Source organism: Burkholderia sp. MSMB1826, from assembly GCF_001526325.1.
Taxonomy (GTDB): Bacteria; Pseudomonadota; Gammaproteobacteria; order Burkholderiales; family Burkholderiaceae; genus Burkholderia.
This window is the reverse complement of record NZ_LOYN01000015.1, coordinates 98,279-114,914: the sequence shown is the minus strand read 5'-3', so window position 1 is coordinate 114,914 and position 16,636 is coordinate 98,279. Positions and strand designations below refer to the sequence as shown.

17 protein-coding genes are annotated in these 16,636 nt (G+C 66.9%); 9 read left to right on the top strand and 8 right to left on the bottom strand.

Annotation, left to right across the window (positions count from 1 at the left end):
* Positions 1-33 precede the first annotated feature (33 nt).
* Positions 34-645, bottom strand: coding sequence for a LysE family translocator (locus tag WS95_RS07495; protein WP_059780583.1), 612 nt, complete (start codon positions 643-645; stop codon positions 34-36).
* A gap of 85 nt (positions 646-730) precedes the next feature.
* On the opposite strand from WS95_RS07495, the gene WS95_RS07490 reads away from it, so the two are divergent.
* Positions 731-1,258, top strand: a complete 528-nt coding sequence (locus tag WS95_RS07490) for a GNAT family N-acetyltransferase (protein ID WP_059823105.1) — start codon at positions 731-733, stop codon at positions 1,256-1,258.
* A gap of 22 nt (positions 1,259-1,280) precedes the next feature.
* On the opposite strand, the gene WS95_RS07485 is transcribed toward WS95_RS07490, so the two are convergent.
* The gene (locus WS95_RS07485) at positions 1,281-2,390 is read right to left on the bottom strand and encodes a LysR family transcriptional regulator (protein ID WP_257139639.1); all 1,110 of its coding nucleotides are present in this window, start codon (positions 2,388-2,390) and stop codon (positions 1,281-1,283) included.
* Here WS95_RS07485 and WS95_RS07480 point away from each other — a divergent pair.
* From WS95_RS07480 to WS95_RS07470, 3 genes are read left to right on the top strand one after another with little or no spacing between them, the layout of a single operon-like run.
* Positions 2,314-3,501 (top strand): M20 aminoacylase family protein, encoded by a 1,188-nt coding sequence (locus tag WS95_RS07480; RefSeq protein WP_059823101.1) that lies wholly within the window; start codon positions 2,314-2,316, stop codon positions 3,499-3,501. The two genes, WS95_RS07485 and WS95_RS07480, sit on opposite strands and share 77 nt — an antisense overlap.
* Before the next feature lie 60 nt (positions 3,502-3,561).
* Positions 3,562-4,734 (top strand): porin, encoded by a 1,173-nt coding sequence (locus WS95_RS07475; RefSeq protein WP_059823099.1) that lies wholly within the window; start codon positions 3,562-3,564, stop codon positions 4,732-4,734.
* A gap of 13 nt (positions 4,735-4,747) precedes the next feature.
* On the top strand, positions 4,748-6,028 hold the full coding sequence (locus WS95_RS07470; RefSeq protein ID WP_059780579.1) for an MFS transporter: 1,281 nt from the start codon (positions 4,748-4,750) through the stop codon (positions 6,026-6,028).
* A 66-nt stretch (positions 6,029-6,094) separates the two neighbouring features.
* Here WS95_RS07470 and WS95_RS07465 read toward each other — a convergent pair whose 3' ends face one another.
* Positions 6,095-7,156, bottom strand: coding sequence for an alkene reductase (locus WS95_RS07465; RefSeq protein WP_034204506.1), 1,062 nt, complete (start codon positions 7,154-7,156; stop codon positions 6,095-6,097).
* An 80-nt stretch (positions 7,157-7,236) separates the two neighbouring features.
* Positions 7,237-7,545, bottom strand: coding sequence for an ArsR/SmtB family transcription factor (locus WS95_RS07460; protein WP_011547377.1), 309 nt, complete (start codon positions 7,543-7,545; stop codon positions 7,237-7,239).
* 244 nt (positions 7,546-7,789) lie between these two features.
* Here WS95_RS07460 and WS95_RS07455 point away from each other — a divergent pair, with 244 nt between their 5' ends.
* Entirely contained in the window at positions 7,790-8,500 is a 711-nt protein-coding gene (locus WS95_RS07455; protein WP_059823098.1) for an HAD family hydrolase, read from the top strand.
* Between the two features lie 94 nt (positions 8,501-8,594).
* On the top strand, positions 8,595-9,764 hold the full coding sequence (locus tag WS95_RS07450) for an alpha/beta fold hydrolase (protein WP_059823096.1): 1,170 nt from the start codon (positions 8,595-8,597) through the stop codon (positions 9,762-9,764).
* A 158-nt stretch (positions 9,765-9,922) separates the two neighbouring features.
* Here the strand turns inward: WS95_RS07450 and WS95_RS07445 are convergent, their stop codons facing one another.
* The 3 genes from WS95_RS07445 to WS95_RS07435 form a co-directional block, all read right to left on the bottom strand.
* Complete coding sequence (locus WS95_RS07445) at positions 9,923-10,384, bottom strand: cupin domain-containing protein (protein ID WP_059823525.1); 462 nt, start codon at positions 10,382-10,384, stop codon at positions 9,923-9,925.
* 94 nt (positions 10,385-10,478) lie between these two features.
* Positions 10,479-10,820, bottom strand: a complete 342-nt coding sequence (locus tag WS95_RS07440) for a cupredoxin domain-containing protein (RefSeq protein WP_059780575.1) — start codon at positions 10,818-10,820, stop codon at positions 10,479-10,481.
* Positions 10,821-10,841: 21 nt separating this feature from the next.
* Positions 10,842-11,786 (bottom strand): metallophosphoesterase family protein, encoded by a 945-nt coding sequence (locus WS95_RS07435; protein ID WP_059823095.1) that lies wholly within the window; start codon positions 11,784-11,786, stop codon positions 10,842-10,844.
* Positions 11,787-12,088: 302 nt separating this feature from the next.
* Between WS95_RS07435 and WS95_RS07430 the strand changes: the two genes are divergently transcribed.
* From WS95_RS07430 to WS95_RS07420, 3 genes are all read left to right on the top strand, one after another.
* On the top strand, positions 12,089-12,250 hold the full coding sequence (locus WS95_RS07430; RefSeq protein ID WP_257139637.1) for a phosphate transporter: 162 nt from the start codon (positions 12,089-12,091) through the stop codon (positions 12,248-12,250).
* Positions 12,251-12,330: 80 nt separating this feature from the next.
* Entirely contained in the window at positions 12,331-14,082 is a 1,752-nt protein-coding gene (locus WS95_RS07425; protein ID WP_059823091.1) for an ABC transporter permease, read from the top strand.
* Between the two features lie 11 nt (positions 14,083-14,093).
* The gene (locus WS95_RS07420; protein WP_034204513.1) at positions 14,094-15,440 is read left to right on the top strand and encodes an ABC transporter ATP-binding protein; all 1,347 of its coding nucleotides are present in this window, start codon (positions 14,094-14,096) and stop codon (positions 15,438-15,440) included.
* 27 nt (positions 15,441-15,467) lie between these two features.
* Here the strand turns inward: WS95_RS07420 and WS95_RS07415 are convergent, their stop codons facing one another.
* Complete coding sequence (locus WS95_RS07415; RefSeq protein ID WP_059823089.1) at positions 15,468-16,346, bottom strand: MurR/RpiR family transcriptional regulator; 879 nt, start codon at positions 16,344-16,346, stop codon at positions 15,468-15,470.
* Positions 16,347-16,636 lie beyond the last annotated feature (290 nt).

Genomic DNA, 16,636 nt, shown 5'->3' with positions numbered 1-16,636 from the left:
GAAAGGGACGCGCGATGCGCGCCGGGCGGCGGCTTACCGCGTCGCGATCGCCACCGCCGCACCGGCCATCGCGGTCGCGCTCGTGCGGTTCGCGATCCGCTTCGCGCGTGCCGACGTGAGCAACGCACGCGCACGCGAAGCGAGCAGCGACCAGAAGCAGTCGGCAAGAATCAGGACCACGAGCATCGTGCCGACGAGTTCGGCCCAGGCGATCACGCCGACATGCGTCAGATCGACGATCGTCGGGAGCAGCGCAAGATAGAACAGCATGATCTTCGGGTTGCCGAGCGTGACCAGCATGCCGGCCACGAACATGCGCCACGGCGACTGGCCGGTCGGCAGCGCGTCCGTGCCCGCCGACGTGGGCGCGGTCCACATCTTCCATGCAAGGAACAGCAGATACGCGACGCCGAGCAGCTTGAGCACGATCAGGCCGGTCGCGAACGTGCGCACGAACGCGGACAGCCCCGCGACCGCGAGCGTGAGCCACAGCGCTTCGCCGAGCCACATCGCGGCGAGAAACGGCAGCACGTCGCGCACGCCGTTCGTCAGCACGCGGGCGACGAGCGCGGCGACGCTCGGGCCGGGCGTGCCGGCGGTGACGAGCAACGCGAAGGCGAAGACGGCGAGGGCGGACAACGTCATGGCAGGCCTCGTGGGGGGCGTTCGAAACGTCTGAGGTTTCGATTATAGTGACGGCCGTTCCAGACTGCCTGCCTGAATTGTCGTCATGCCTGCATCGATCCTGATTCGCCCCGCCACGCGGGAAGACGCGGCCGCGATGGCCGCCGTGGAAGTCGCCGCCGCGCAGCGGTTTCGCGCGATCGGCATGGCCGATATCGCCGACGGCGAGCCGACCGATGCGGCTGCCGTGCTTGAGCGGATCGACGGCGGTCGCGCGTATGTGGCGGTCGATCCGCAAGGCGCGTGCGTGGGATTCGTGTTCTACCGGCTACTCGATGCGCAGCGGCTGTATCTGGAGGAACTGGATGTTGCGCCGTCGCATGCGGGACAGCGGATCGGCGCGCGCCTGATCGAGCAGATCATGACGCACGCCGCGCAAGACGGCATCGTTGAGGTCGTGCTGTCGACGTTCCGCGACGCGCCGTGGAACGCGCCTTATTACGCGCGCCTCGGTTTTCACATCATCGACGACGCATCGCTCGACGACGCGCTGTGCGCGATCCGCTCGCACCACGTCGCGCTCGGTCTCGACGAAACGCGGCGCGTGTTCATGCGGCGCGCCGTGGCGGCCTGATGCTCGGTACGGACCGCTTCCGTCAGCGCCGCGTGTCGCTCCCGAACGAATGCGACGCGAACGCAGCTTCGATGTACGCGAGAAAATCCGTTGCGGGGCGCGTCAACTGCAATCCGGGCGGCGTGAGCCGATAGAGCTGCAGCGGTGGCGGCGACAGCGGCAGCGCGAGCGGCGTGAGCGCCTGGCCGAACACGGTTTCCGACAGCGAGTGCCGGGTCCACGAGAAGATGGCGTCCGTCGTGAGAAGCAGGCTGTAGAACAGCGCATACGACGTGCAGCGCGTGATGCAACGCGGCGCCGGCAGGCCCGCGTGCGCATGGAGCGCGCGAATGTGCGCCGGAAAATTGTCGCTCGGATCGGTGTGGATCCACTCGGCATCGCGGAGCGCGTCCAGGGATGTCGCGCCGGCGAAACGCCCGTTCTCGCGGGTGACGAATGCCGTGTCGAAGGTGCGGATCGGCTTCACGTCGGCGGACTCGGCGACCTCGCCGGTGATGGCCGCGAACGCGAGATCGAGGGTCCGGCTGTGCAACTGCTCGGTCAACTGGCTGAACGACAGTTCGCGCAGTTCGCACTCGACATGGGGCCAGTGGCGTCGAAATTCGGCATAGGCGTGGGCGAACCCCGTGACCGCGACGATCGGCGTGAAACCGAGCACCAGCCTGCCTTCGCGCAGCCCTTTCAGGTGCGCGATGTCGTCGCGTGCGCGCTCGATCTCCCGCACGACCGCATGCGCGCGGCCGAGCAGGACGTCGCCTTCCGGCGTCGGCACGACACCCCACGGCTTGCGTTCCAGAAGCGCCACGCCGAATTCGCTTTCCAGTTCCTGAATCGCCTTGCTGACGGCCGGCTGGCTGACATGCATCGTTTTCGCGGCAGCCTTGATGCTGCCTGCCGTGGCCACTGCGACCAGCGCGCGCAATTGATGGGTTTTCATGATGCGGAGGATATAACCAAATCTTATCCGTATCAAAATTGATGTGTTTTTTGACCCGGCGCGTCTCTCCATACTTGGCCGCAGCGGTTGCGATGCAGCCGATCCAATGGAGCCAGACATGACGCAGGACTTTGCCCGGACGCTCGCGGCGATCCGTGAAACCGCCCCCCGCTTCGTCGCGATCCGACGCGACATCCATGCCCACCCGGAACTCGGTTTTGCCGAAACCCGCACCGCGCGGATCGTCGCCGCGCAATTGACCGAGTGGGGCTTCGACGTGACGACCGGTATCGGCGGCACCGGGGTGGTCGGCCGGTTGCGGCGCGGTACGTCGTCGCGCACGCTCGGCCTGCGCGCCGACATGGACGCGTTGCCGATCCGGGAAGAAACGGGCCTGCCTCATGCGAGCACGGTCGCCGGGACGATGCACGCATGCGGTCACGACGGCCATACCGCGATCCTGCTTGCGGCCGCCCATCATCTGGCCGCACAGGGGCGCTTCGACGGCACGTTGAACGTGATCTTTCAGCCTGCGGAGGAAGGGCTCGGCGGCGCAAGGCGCATGATCGAGGAGGGCTTGTTCGAGCGCTTTCCGTGCGAGCGCGTCTATGCGCTGCACAACGCGCCTGGCGTACCGGTCGGTCATTTCGCGTTGCGCTACGGCGCGATGATGGCGTCGTCCGATTCGGTGACGATCACTGTGACGGGCAAGGGCGGGCACGGCGCGATGCCGCAGCACGCGTGCGATCCGATCGTTGCGGCGGCGAACATCGTGACCGCGCTGCAATCGATCGTCGCCCGCAACATCGATCCGGCCAAGGCGGCAGTGGTGACGGTCGGTACGTTCCATGCCGGCACGGCCCCGAACGTGATTCCCGAGAGGGCGACGCTGCAACTGTCGGTCCGCTCGCTCGACGCGGCCACGCGCGACGAGGTCGAGGCGCGGATTCGCAGGATCGCCGACGCGCAGGCGCAGGCCTACGGGGCCGTTGCGCAGGTCGATTATCAGGCCATCTCGCGCGTCGTCGTCAACGATGCCGCCGCCGCGGATCTCGCGGTCGAGACGATCACGGCGCTGGCCGGCGCCGGCGCGCTCACGCTGCTTCCCGACGGTGTGATGGGCAGCGAGGATTTTTCATGGATGACGGAACGCGTGCCCGGGTGCTACGTGATGCTCGGCAACGGTATCGATTCGCACGGCGGCTGCTCGGTTCACAACCCGGGCTACGACTTCAACGACGAGGCGCTCGGCTGGGGCGCCGCCTATTTCGTCGGCATCGCGGAACGCTTCCTGGCCACGGTCTGACGAGCGCGTCGGCCAGTCGCGGCAATTCGGAATTTTCTCGCTGAAAAATAAGGAAAACGAATGAAGAAGAGGCTGGCATGGGGTGCGGCGTGTCTGGCGCTGGGTGCCGGAAGTGCCTGCGCGGTGCCGTATCAGGACGTACTGCTCGCGGCGGTGCCGGAGTTCAACGGCGGATTGAAGGAGGGCGTGGCGCTGTACGGCTCCGTCGACATGGGGATCAACTACCAGTCGGTGGGTGGGCGGTCGACGTGGCAGACCCAGAGCGGCGGCGAGTGGACGTCGAAATTCGGCTTCTTCGGGCGCGAGAATCTCGGCGGCGGGTGGCGCGCCGAATTCAATCTCGAAAGCGGCTTTCTCGCGAACAACGGCGCGCAGCAGGATACGCAGTCGTTCTTCAACCGGCAGTCGTGGATCGGCCTGATGTCCGACCGCTATGGCCGGCTGCGAGTCGGCAAGCAGATCGGCACGGGGCTGCCGCTGTTCATCGACGTGTTCGGCACCGTGGGCACCAATTCGGTTTACACGTGGCTCGGCGCGGCCGCCGTGCAGACCGCGCGCGGCGTCGGCTACAACAGCGACCTCGGACCGGGCGCGACACAACTGCCGGCACGCGTCGACAATGCGATCACCTATCGCACGCCGATCGTGGCCGGCACCACGACGCTGATGCTGATGTACGCGCCCAGCAACGTCGCGGGGCGCGCACCGGCGGCGTCCGCGCAGGGCGCACTGCTGCAGTGGTACAACGGCACGACCTATCTGGCGGCGAGCTACAACCAGGTGTGGGGCATCAACGGCGCGAGCACGGTCCGCAACGACCTGTACGGGCTCGGCGCCGTGTACGACACGGGGCGGCTCGTGCTGTCCGCGTCGTTCAATCAATATGCGCCGAAACTGGCCGGCGACGGGATCGCACGCGTGTACACCCTCGGCACGATCGTGCCGTTCGGCGTGAATGCGGTTCGCGCGTCGGTCGTCTATCGCGATACGTCGGGCATACGCGATGTCGCCGGCCGGCCGGTGAAGGATTCGGCGCTTGGCGTCATGCTCGGCTACGACTACCTGTTGTCGAAACGTACCGGTCTTTACGCGCGGGCGGGGTTCGTCCGCAACTACGGCGTGTCGACCGTTCTGCTGAACGGCAATCCGTTGCCGACCGACCCCGGCGGCACGACGCCGCGTACCGGCACGACGCCCGTGACGATGTCGCTCGGCATGTATCACAACTTCTGAACGAGGGCTTCGGATGAGCACCCTGAATCGCGCGGCTGCCGCGCAGACCATCGACGAACGACGCGCGATGCGGCGAACCGTCGCCGCGGCTGCGCTCGGCAACGGACTCGAATTCTTCGACTTCACCGTATACAGCTTCTTCGCGGTACTGATTGGCCGGCTGTTCTTTCCGGCATCCAGCGACGCGGGTGCGTTGATGCTGTCGCTGGCGACCTTCGGCGTCGGTTTCGTCGCACGGCCGCTCGGCAGCGTCGCGATCGGCGCGTATGCGGATCGCGTCGGGCGCAAGCCCGCGCTGGTGCTGACCGTCGCGCTGATGGCGCTCGGCACCGGCATCATCGGATTCGCGCCGACCTACGCGCAGATCGGCATCGCGGCGCCGCTGCTGATCGTGATCGGCCGGCTGCTGCAGGGTTTTTCGGCAGGAGGCGAGGTCGGGGCCGCGACGACGTTGCTGATGGAGTCGGGCGGCGCCCGCCGCAGGGGTGAACTGGTCAGTTGGCAGATGGCCAGCCAGGGCGGCGCGGCGCTTGCCGGCGCGCTCGTCGCGTTGACGCTGTCGCGCTGGCTGCCGCCCGATGCGCTGCAAGGCTGGGGTTGGCGTGTGCCGTTCGTGCTCGGCCTGCTGATCGGGCCGGTCGGGTTTTATCTGAGACGCCATCTCGACGACACGCTGCCGCACCCGGCTGCGGGCGCGCCGCGTGTCAGCCGCCGCATTCCGTGGCGGCAGGTCGCGGCCGGCACGTTGCTGGTGATCGGCGGCACGTCGACGATGTATACGATCGTGTTCTTCCTGCCGTCGTTCCTGACGCTGACACTCGGCATGCCGGCTTCCGTCTCGTTGCTGTCCGGCTGTACGGCGGGTGCGGTGATGCTGGCCGGCTCACCGTTCGCCGGCCGGTTCGCGGACCGCCTGCGCCGCCGCAAGCCGATGCTGCAGACGGTGTGCGCGATCTCGACGGCACTCGTGCTGCCGGCGTTTCATGCGATGCGCGCATGGCCGTCGGTCTTCACCGTGCTGGCGGTCGTGGTCGTGCTGATCGGTCTGATGACGCTGTCGAGCCCTGCGGGCTTCGTGATGATTCTCGAAGCCTTGCGACCGGAAGTCCGTGCGACGTCGCTCGGGATGATCTATGCGCTGGGCGTGACGATCTTCGGCGGTTTCGCGCAGTTGATCGTCAGCGCGCTGTGGCGTGCGACGGGCAGCTTCTATGCGCCGGCCTGGTACGTGCTCGGCGGCGGGGTGGCCAGTTTCGTCGGCCTCGCATTGTTTCGCGAGGAGACGGCACGCTGAAGCAGCGTGCCCAGGCGACGGGAAGGGCGCGGCGCACGGTCCGTGCGCCGCGCGTGTCGTCGGCCGTCAGGCCGCGTCGCTCAGCGCCGGGTAGTCGGTGTAGCCCGTTTCGCCTTGCGCGTAGAACGTCTCCGGCACCGGCGTGTTGAGCGGCGCACCGATTTCGAGGCGGCGCGGCAGGTCCGGGTTCGCGATGAACAGCTTGCCCCAGGCGATCGCGTCGGCGCTGCCGTTCGCGAGCGCGGCCTGCGCGGTATCGAGCGTGAACTGCTCGTTCGCGATCAGCGGACCGCCGAACGCTTCCTTCAGACGCGGGCTCAACTGGTCGCCCGAATACGATTCGCGCGTGAAGATGAACGCGATCTTGCGGCGGCCGAGTTCGCGCGCGACGTAACCGAACGTTGCCGCCGGATCGGAGTCGCCCATCGTATGCGCGTCGCCGCGCGGTGCGAGGTGCACGCCGACGCGGCCGGCGCCCCACACGTCGATCGCCGCGTCGACCACTTCGAGCAGCAGGCGGGCGCGATTCTCGATTGGGCCGCCGTACGCATCGGTGCGGCGATTGGTGCTGTCCTGCAGGAACTGATCGAGCAGGTAACCGTTCGCGCCGTGAATCTCCACGCCGTCGAAGCCGGCGGCCTTCGCATTCTCGGCGCCCTTGCGGTACGCGGCGACGATGCCCGGAATCTCGTCGAGCTCGAGCGCGCGCGGCGTCACGTACGGGCGCTGCGGACGCACGAGGCTCACGTGGCCGCCCGCGGCGATCGCGCTCGGCGCGACCGGCAGGTCGCCGTTCAGGAACATCGGATCGGAGATCCGGCCGACGTGCCAGAGCTGCAGCACGATGCGCCCGCCGGCCGCGTGCACGGCCTGCGTGATCTGCTTCCAGCCTTCGACCTGCTCGTCGGACCAGATGCCGGGCGTGTCGGCATAGCCGACGCCTTGCGGCGTGACCGACGTCGCTTCGGTAATGATCAGGCCGGCCGACGCGCGCTCGGCGTAGTAGCGCGCCATCAGCGCGTTCGGCACGCGCGTCGCGCCCGCTCGGGAGCGGGTGAGCGGCGCCATCACGATGCGGTTCGGCAGGGTCAGTTCGCCGAGGGTAACGGGATCGAACAGCGTGGGCATGGCAGATAACCTCTTACGAAAGGCGGGAAAGCCGTCGCGTCGTGTGCGGCGGCGCCCCGGATGGCCGGTTCGGCCGTTGGCTAGAGTTCGCGGCGCAGAGCGTCGAGAAATGCGTCGATGACGGCCTCGTTGCGCTGGAAGAACGCCCATTGGCCGATCCGCGTCGACGTCACGAGCCCCGCGCGCTGCAGCGTGGCGAGGTGGGCGGACACGGTCGACTGCGACAAGCCGCAGCGCGCGTCGATCTGGCCCGCGCAGACGCCGTGTTCGTACGGCAGCGTCTGCTGCGGAAAATGCTCGCCGGGCGTTTTGAGCCAGACGAGGATCTCCCGGCGCACGGGGTTCGAGAGCGCTTTCAGGATCGCGTCGATGTCGAGTTCGGTCGGCATGGAAAGGCTGAGCGTGTCGATCAGGTAACGGGTATCGTCGATGAACGAATCTTATATCGTTCTTTTGCGATATGTTTGAAAGCACTGTCGGCAATGGGGTTGATAGTGTGCGTCGATCGCGGGGGCGGATCGACGACGAGGGCACGTTCGACGTTGGGCGCCGGTGTCTGGCCATCTCGTCGACGATCTCGTATTGCCGCCCGCGTAACATACGTGGCATCGTGCTTTGCTTACGGAGTCTTTCATGCCAGTTCGGGCCGTGATATTCGATTTCGACCTGACGCTGGCGGATTCGTCCGCCGCGATCATCGCGTGCACCGAGCATGCGCTGGACCGGCTCGGCGCCGCCGGCCCGACGCCCGCGCAGATCGGCGCCGTGATCGGGCTGCCGCTGCCGGACATGTTCCGGTCGTTGACGGGAGAAACCGGCGCGGCGCGGGCCGATGCGTTCGCGCGGCACTTCGTGGCGCGCGCCGACGAGATCATGGTGTCCGGCACCCGCATCTATCCGGAAGTGCCGCCGCTGCTTGCGGCGTTGCGCGAGCAAGGGATCGCCGTCGCGATCGTGTCGTCCAAGTTTCGCTACCGGATCGACGCGATTCTCGAACGTCACGGCTTGCAATCGCTGATCGACGTGCTGATCGGCGGGGAAGACGTGCAGCGCCACAAGCCGGACCCCGAAGGGCTCGTGCAGGCCCTCGCGCGGCTGGGCCTGCCTGCCGCGGCGGCGATCTACGTCGGCGACCACGCAGTGGACGCGCAGGCGGCCGAGCGCGCCGGCGTGCCGTTCGTCGGCGCGGTGAGCGGCATGACGTCGTTCGATGCGTGGGCGCGCGCCGGCAAGCAGGCGGTGCCGACGCATATCGGTGAACTGGCCGCCATCGTGCAGCAGATGCAGCGCCGCTCGGGCGACGCGTGCGCCGACGTCGAACCGGGTGCGCAACCGGCCGGCTGACCCGTTTTCCGCAACGGGCCGGCAGTGCGCGACGGATTCTGCGACCATCGCCGTTCAACCCATATCCGCCACCCGAGCCGCCGCCAATTCCGCCATGTCCGTCATATCCGTCGCCTTTGCCCGCACCCGACGCGCGCGTGCGCTGTGGGCCGCCCGAGCCCTTTCATCTGCCGTTCCGCTTGCGCTCGCCTGCGCCGCGGCCGGCATGCTGGCCGGCGCGCAGCCGGCCGACGCCGCCACGCCCACGCAGCGCGAACGTCTCGAAGCGCCGGTCAAGGCCGTCGCCGACCAGCGGATGGCCGTCGACACGCCGCAGGGCCGCGCGATGCTGCCCGTCTACGCCGATCGTCCCCTCGACCAGACCGCGCCCGACGTCACGCGCGTGTTCATCGTGATTCACGGCACGCTGCGTAACGCCGACGCGTACTACGCAGCGGGGCGTAAGGTCGTCGAAAAGGCCGGTGCACTCGGCGCGGGCACGATGGTGGTCGCGCCGCAGTTCCTGACACGCGCCGACGTGCGCGCGTTTTCGTTGCCCGCACCGACGCTCGCGTGGACGCAGGAAGGATGGAAGGGCGGCGAACCGGCGCGCGAGCCGGGCCCGCTCAGCTCTTTCGCGGCGCTCGACGCGTTGCTCGCGCATTTCGCCGACCGCAGTCTGTACCCGTCGTTATCCACGGTCGTCGTGATCGGCCACTCCGCCGGCGCACAGTTGCTGCAGCGTTATGCGGTGGCCGGGCGCGAAGGCGACGCGCTCGCGCGCGCGGGCATTGCCGTGCGCTACGTGGTCGCGAACCCGTCGAGCTACCTGTATTTCGACGACGAGCGGCCGAATGCCGACGCGCTTGCAGGCGGCGTCTGTCTGCGCGCGACCGAATGGAAGTACGGGCTGAAATCGGCGCCGCCTTACGTTGCGTCGCAGGACGTGCGCGATCTCGAGACGCGCTACGTCGCGCGCCATGTCGTGTACCTGCTCGGGCAGGCCGACACGAATCCCTACACGCATTTCATCGACCGCTCGTGCGCGGCGATGGCGCAGGGGCCGTACCGGTTGGCGCGCGGGCTCGCCTATTTCGAATACCTGAAGAAGCGGCATCCGGCCGATCTCGCGCAGCAGGTCGTCGAAGTGCCGGGTGTCGGGCATGACGACCTCGGCATGTTCACGTCCGCTTGCGGGCTGGCCGTGTTGTTCGGGCAGGCGTTGCCGCCGTCGTGTCCGGTCGTCGCCGGCACGGCGCCGGACCTGCGCGCAGCGGGGCAGTGAGCCTGCATGCAACGCTCGCCCGTGACGAAAATCGATCGGGAAAATGTCAGGAGAAGCCTGCGCACGGCTACGTGGTCCGCCGCCATACGCCGGGCGGCGATGGAGACGACGCCGGCCGTGCGCGACTGCGGGCCGGGCGGGTGTGGCCGGCGCAGGCGTCACGCGTCCGGGTACGGCGTGCCGTCCTTGTGCAGAAACCGGCCGTCGCGGCTGGGGCTCATCATGTCGATGTCCGGGCAGGTGATCACGTCGTCCGGCGAGCGCGAGCCGACCTCGAGATAGACGGCGACCGCACTCGATCGGTTGACCAGGTGATGACCGTTACCGGAATTTTTCGGAAAAGCCGCGCAGTCGCCCGCGCGCAGCACGGTCTCGCCGCCGTCCTCGATCAGCACGAGTTCGCCTTCGAGCACGTAGACGAATTCGTCCTCGTCGGAATGCCAGTGCCGCTGGGCCGACCAGCCGCCCGGCGGCACGCGCATCAGGTTGACGCCGAAATCGCGCAGGCCGCCGGCGTCGCCGAGACGCTGGCGGATACGCCGCGCGCACGGCGCGTCGAACGGCTGCGGATAGCCGCTGCCGCGGCGTTGGGGCACGGCATCGAGATCGATTTTTGGCATGAGCGACTCCATCTGACTCACGGGCAAAGAGGGGGACGTTCATTGTAGGCGGCAGCCGCCCGTCGTTCGCCCGCGCGTGTCGTGGCGGGCCGCGTCATTCGACGGTGATCGTCTCCTTCATGTACGGATGAATCCCGCAGAACACCTTGTAGACGCCCGGCTTGTCGAAGCGGAACGCGTACGTCTCATCCTGGTCGAGCGCCTTCGAATGAAAGATGCCGGCGTCGTTGACGACGGTATGCGGCTCCGCGTCGAGATTCTTCCACGTGATCGTCGTGCCGGCCTTGATCGTGGTCGACATCGGCGAAAACATGAAGTTGCGGATCGTCACGAGCGGGCCGCTCGGGCCCTGCGCGAATGCGGCGGGCGGCGTGCCGGCGGCCGCGCCGCACAGGATCAGCATCGCGACGATTCGAGCGCGTTGGAAGCGGATCATGTCGTTCTCCTTATGTTTTGATCAGGCGAGCGTCGCATCGTGCAGCGACGACGCGACCGGATGGCCGGCGAATTCGACGGTCGTCACGCCGAGCATCGACGGCAGCCGGTCGTGCGGCACCGTGAGCGGGACGGGGCCCGGGCCGTTGCCGGCCGTCGGCTGCGGGAACGCGGTCGAGCGGGCGGTATGAAACGTCACGTTGCCCTCCACCTTCGACACGATTTGATGGATGTGCCCGTTCAGGACGGTGACCGAGCCGAAGCGGCGCAGCAGCGCCATCGTCTGCGGTGCGTCGCCGGTGCCCCAGCCCCACGGTTCGTAGATGGTCCACATCGGCATGTGCGAGAACACGACGATCGGCGTACTCGACGAACGGCCTTTCAGATCCAGTGCAAGCCATGCGAGCTGCTCGTCGCCGAAGCTGCCGAGTCCGTTCGGCTTGAAGTGCATCACGTTGACGAGGCCGATGAAGTGCACGCCCGCATGGTCGAAGCTGTAATAGCCGCGGTTGTCCGACGCCTTGCCGAACCGGCCGAAATATTCGGCGCCCGAACCGTCGGTGACGTCGTGTTCGCCGGGCACCGTATGCAGTTCCGGCACGCGCAGCGCGGACAGCAACTGCGACGCGCGATCGAATTCTTCCGGCTTCGAGAGATGCGTGATGTCGCCGGTATGGATCGTCAGCGCAGGCAGCGCAGGCATCCCGTTGACGAGGTCGATCGTCTGCTTCAGCGTGGCCGACACGTCGGGATTCGCGTCCTTGTTGAAGCCGATGTGCGTATCGCTGATCTGCACGAACAGCGGCCGGCCCGCGTCGGCCGGGCGCGCGTCGCCGGTCTGCGCGAGCGCGAGGTCGAACGGGGTGAGGATGCCGCCCGACAGCGTGAACAGCGTGCCGAGCCCGCCGAAGGCCATGCACTGCAGGGCCTTGCGGCGCGACGGGCGGGTGGGGGTCGATGAAGACATGTGAGCCTCGCATTCGTGTGACGAAACCGGACGGCCGGATCGTCCTGGAATAAGCCGGCGCCTTCGCATGCGATACCGGCGAGGCGGCGCATTTATTCCCGACCGTTGCGAGATCGAATCCCCGTGTCGGCGGCCGACGGGACGAGGCACGACACCCGCCGGATGACCTGTCAATGTCCTGTAAGTGACACGTCACATTTGCGTCACGACCGCCCGATAGCCTCCCACTCCGAATCACCTCTCCGGAGCCCTTCATGCCGAACCTCGCGGCAACGGACACGGTCGGTGCGGGCGGTCACCGCATGCGCACCTTCGGCCTCGCGCCGTCTTTTCCGATCGTTGCCTGCGGCATCGCCGATGCCGGCATTCATCCCGGTGCCGATTTCCGCTTCGTCAAGGCAGGCCCGGTGCTGCCGTTCGCGCGGCCGGCCATCCCGGAACGGGCGCCGCACGGACTGTCCTGATTCGCACCGCGAGTGCGCCGCCCGGCCGCGCGGCACGCGGCCGGACCCATCGATTTTCAATTCGACACAAGACGCTACCGATGGATATCAGTTTCGATCCGAACCGCACCGCGAACGCCTCGGCGTGGCGCGTGCTGCCCAACCGCTGGGATGCCGTCGCGTTTCCGCTGATCATCTGCGTACTGGCGATGGCGATCGTCGGTTTTCACCAGACGATGGCGCCGATCGGCGTGCTGCAGACGCAGAAGATCTCGCTCGATCCGGCGAGCCTGCCCGAATACGCATTGCGCACCACGCTGCGGATGCTCGCCGCGATGGTCGCGTCGCTCGTGTTTACGCTCGTCTACGGCACGCTCGCCGCGAAAAGCCGCCGCGCGGGCATGGTGCTGATCCCGATCCTCGACATCCTGCAGTCGGTGCCGGTGCTCGGCTACATCTCGTTTACGGTCACGTTCTTCCTCGCGCTGTTTCCGGGGCGCGTGCTCGGTGCGGAGCTGGCCGCGATCTTCGCGATCTTCACGAGCCAGGCATGGAACATGACGTTCAGCTTCTACCAATCGCTGCGCACGGTGCCGCGCGACTTGAGCGAAGTGTCGCGCGGTTTTCACCTGACGGCGTGGCAGCGCTTCTGGAAGCTCGAAGTGCCGTTCTCGATGCCGAGCCTGATCTGGAACATGATGATGTCGATGTCGGGCGGCTGGTTCTTCGTCGTCGCATCGGAGGCGATCACGGTCGGCAACCAGACGATCACGCTGCCGGGCATCGGCGCGTATCTCGCGCAGGCGATCGCGGACAAAAATCTCGGCGCGGTCGGCTGGGTGATCGTCGCGATGTCGGTCGTGATCCTCGCCTACGACCAGTTCCTGTTCCGCCCGCTGGTCGCGTGGGCCGACAAGTTCCGAATGGAGAACACCGCGTCGGGCGATGCGCCGCAATCGTGGCTGCTCGACATGATGCGTCGCACGCACCTGATCCATCAGTTGCTCGTGCCGGCCGGCTGGCTGCTGTCGCAGGCCGCCCGGATTCCGCTGCGACTGCCGGCGCTGAAGGGCACGCGTGCGCGCGGCGCATCGTCGCGCCGTTCGTCGCGTATCGGCGACATCGTGTGGGGCGCGTTCGTGATCGTGCTGACGGTGTACGTCGTGTGGCGCGTCGTCAGTTTCGTCGCGACCGGCGTGACGATGGCCGAGGTCGGCCACGTGCTCGTGCTCGGGCTCGTCACGCTGCTGCGCGTGCTGGTGCTGATCGCGATCGCGTCGGCGATCTGGGTGCCGCTCGGCGTGCTGATCGGGCTGCGCCCGAAGCTGGCCGAGAAGGTCCAGCCGCTCGCGCAGTTCCTCGCCGCGTTTCCGGCGAACCTGCTGTTCCCGGTGTTCGTGATCGTGATCGTCCGCTTTCACCTGAACGCGGATATCTGGCTGTCGCCGCTGATCGTGCTCGGCACGCAGTGGTACATCCTGTTCAACGTGATCGCGGGCGCGATGTCCTATCCGAACGACTACAAGGAAGCGACGAAGAATTTCCGCATCCGCGGCTGGCAGTGGTGGCGCCAGGCGATTCTGCCGGGCATTTTCCCGTACTACGTGACGGGCGCGATCACCGCATCGGGCGGCGCGTGGAACGCGAGCATCGTGTCCGAGTTCGTGCAGTGGGGCGACACGAAGGTCGTCGCGCACGGTCTTGGCTCGTATATCGCGCAAACGACCGCCGCCGGCGATTTCCCGAAGATCATCCTCGGCATCGCCGTGATGTCCCTGTTCGTTACCTTGTTCAACCGCCTGCTGTGGCGTCCGATGTACGCCTATGCGGAATCCCGGCTCCGTCTCGATTGAGAGTAAGCGCGATGCAAAATCCGACCGTTATCAACGCCCCCGTCAAGACGTCCCAGCCGCTGCAGCCGCCCCGGCTCGGCGAGGAAATCCTGCGCGTCGAGCACGTGAACCGCGGCTTCAACAAGACGCAGGGCGAGCTGCTCGTGCTCGACGACGCGAATCTGTCGCTGCGAGAAGGCGAGATCGTCGGCCTGCTCGGCCGATCGGGCTCGGGCAAGTCGACGCTGCTGCGCATCATCGCCGGCCTGATCGAGCCGACCGGCGGCGAAGTGACCTATCTCGGCAAGCCGCTGCGCGGCCCGGCCGAAGGCGTCGCGATGGTGTTCCAGACCTTCGCGCTGTTCCCGTGGCTCACCGTGCTGCAGAACGTGGAGGCCGGGCTCGAGGCGCTCGGCGTCGGCGCGCGCGAGCGGCGCGAACGCGCGCTGGCCGCGATCGACCTGATCGGCCTCGACGGCTTCGAGAACGCGTATCCGCGCGAGCTGTCGGGCGGGATGCGCCAGCGCGTCGGGTTTGCGCGCGCGCTCGTCGTCGATCCGACCATCCTGCTGATGGACGAGCCGTTCTCCGCGCTCGACGTGCTGACCGCCGAAACGCTGCGTACCGACCTGCTCGATCTGTGGACGCAGGGCCGCATGCCGATCAAGTCGGTGCTGATCGTCACGCACAACATCGAGGAAGCGGTGTTCATGTGCGACCGGATTCTCGTGCTGTCGTCGAACCCGGGCCGCGTGATCGCCGAGATCAAGGTGCCGTTCAAGCATCCGCGCAATCGGCTCGATACCGATTTCCGCAAGCTGGTCGACGACATCTACGCAAAGATGACCGCGCGCCAGACCGGCGAGGCGACGAAGAAGGGGCTCGAGCTCGGCAGCTGGTTGCCGCAGGTGTCGACCAACCTGATGGCCGGCCTGATCGAGACGCTCGCGATGGCGCCGTATCACGGCCGTGCCGACATGCCGGAAATCGCGCGCACGCTGCATCTGGAGGTCGACGATCTGTTCCCGATCGCGGAAGTGCTGCAGTACCTCGGCTTCGCGGACGTGCGCGAAGGCGACGTGTTCCTGACGCCGCCCGCGCGCGTGTTCGCGGAATTCGGTACGCAGGAGCGCAAGCTGATGTTCGCGGATCACCTGCTGAAGCACGTGCCGCTCGCCGCGCGGATCAGGAAGGTGCTGAACGAGCGTCCGGGCCACCGCGCGCCGCGCGTGCGCTTCGAGCAGGAACTGGAGGATTTTCTGTCCGACGAAGCGGCCGAGGAAACGCTCGACGCGGTGATCGACTGGGGACGGTACGGCGAGGTCTTCTCGTACAACGACAAGACGGAAGTGTTCAGTCTGGAGGATGTCGAGAGTTGAGCACCGCGCCCGAATGGCGAGCGCGCGTCATTCGGGCAAATCGCGCTGGGTGGTATCCCATTCGATCCCGCCCGCGTTGAGCTGCTCGATCTTCTCCATCCGCTGCCGCGCCAGTTCCGGCAGCCGGTTCGTCACGCCGATCACCAGCGCTTCGGCGAGCGCCAGCGCCGGCACGTTGGTCTGCAGCATCGCGAAAGGGCGCCCCTGGATCCGCAGCACGATCTCCGCGAATTCGCCGATCGGCGAGCGCCATTCGTCGGTGATCAGCAGGATCCGCGCGCCGAGCCGGTGCGCGGCCTGCGCGAAGCGGATGCTGTCCTTCTGGTAGCGGCGAAAGTCGAAGATCACGAGCAGGTCGTTGCGCCCCATGTCGGCCAGCGCGACGGACGCGAGATTCACGTTCGGCTCGACGTACTGCACGTGCGGCCGCGCATACGCCAGCGTGAACGAGAACAACGACGCGAGCGGCGCCGTATAGCGCCCGCCGCCGCAGAAGATGCGTACGTCCGGATCGGCCAGCACCGCCACCGCTGCGTCGAACGCGGCCGCGTCGAGCTCTTCGATCGTGGTCGCGAGCGATTCGGACAGCCGCTGGAAAATCGCCGCGTGGCTGTCGCGCATGCCCGTTTCCGAATGAAAGGCATCCATGCGCGCGAGCGGCGAATTCATCGCGGTGTCGATCTCGTCGTGCAGCGCCTGCTGGAACGACGAGTAGTTCGGAAAGCCGATCCGGACGACGAAGCGGAACACGGTCGGGTCGCTGACTTCGGCCTGCTTCGCGAACTGCGCGATGGGGCCCAGCCCGAGACTCGGATAGCGATCCAGCAACGCCTGCGCGACCTTTTGTTCCGACGGCGTGAAGCTATCCATCTGGGATAACAGCAACGCCCTGATGCTCGTCCCCATCGGCACTCCGGCTCTCTATCTGAATTGAACGATCGAACGGCAGACGTGCGTCTGCCGGTAACTGCACGCATGTTAGCCGATCGACGTGCGGCAGGCCGCGTACGGTTCGAAATTAGAGGGACGTATCGCTCGACCCACGGATACGTTCATATGTGTAATAAATCGAACATGCTTCGACAAAGATAGTCCCGCATGCCCGCTTTTAATTCAGTGATTATCCTAGTTTTTGACGCAAAAAAGCGGGTGTTATGATCGCGGCCTTGTGGAAATGTACCGTTTATTACACGTCG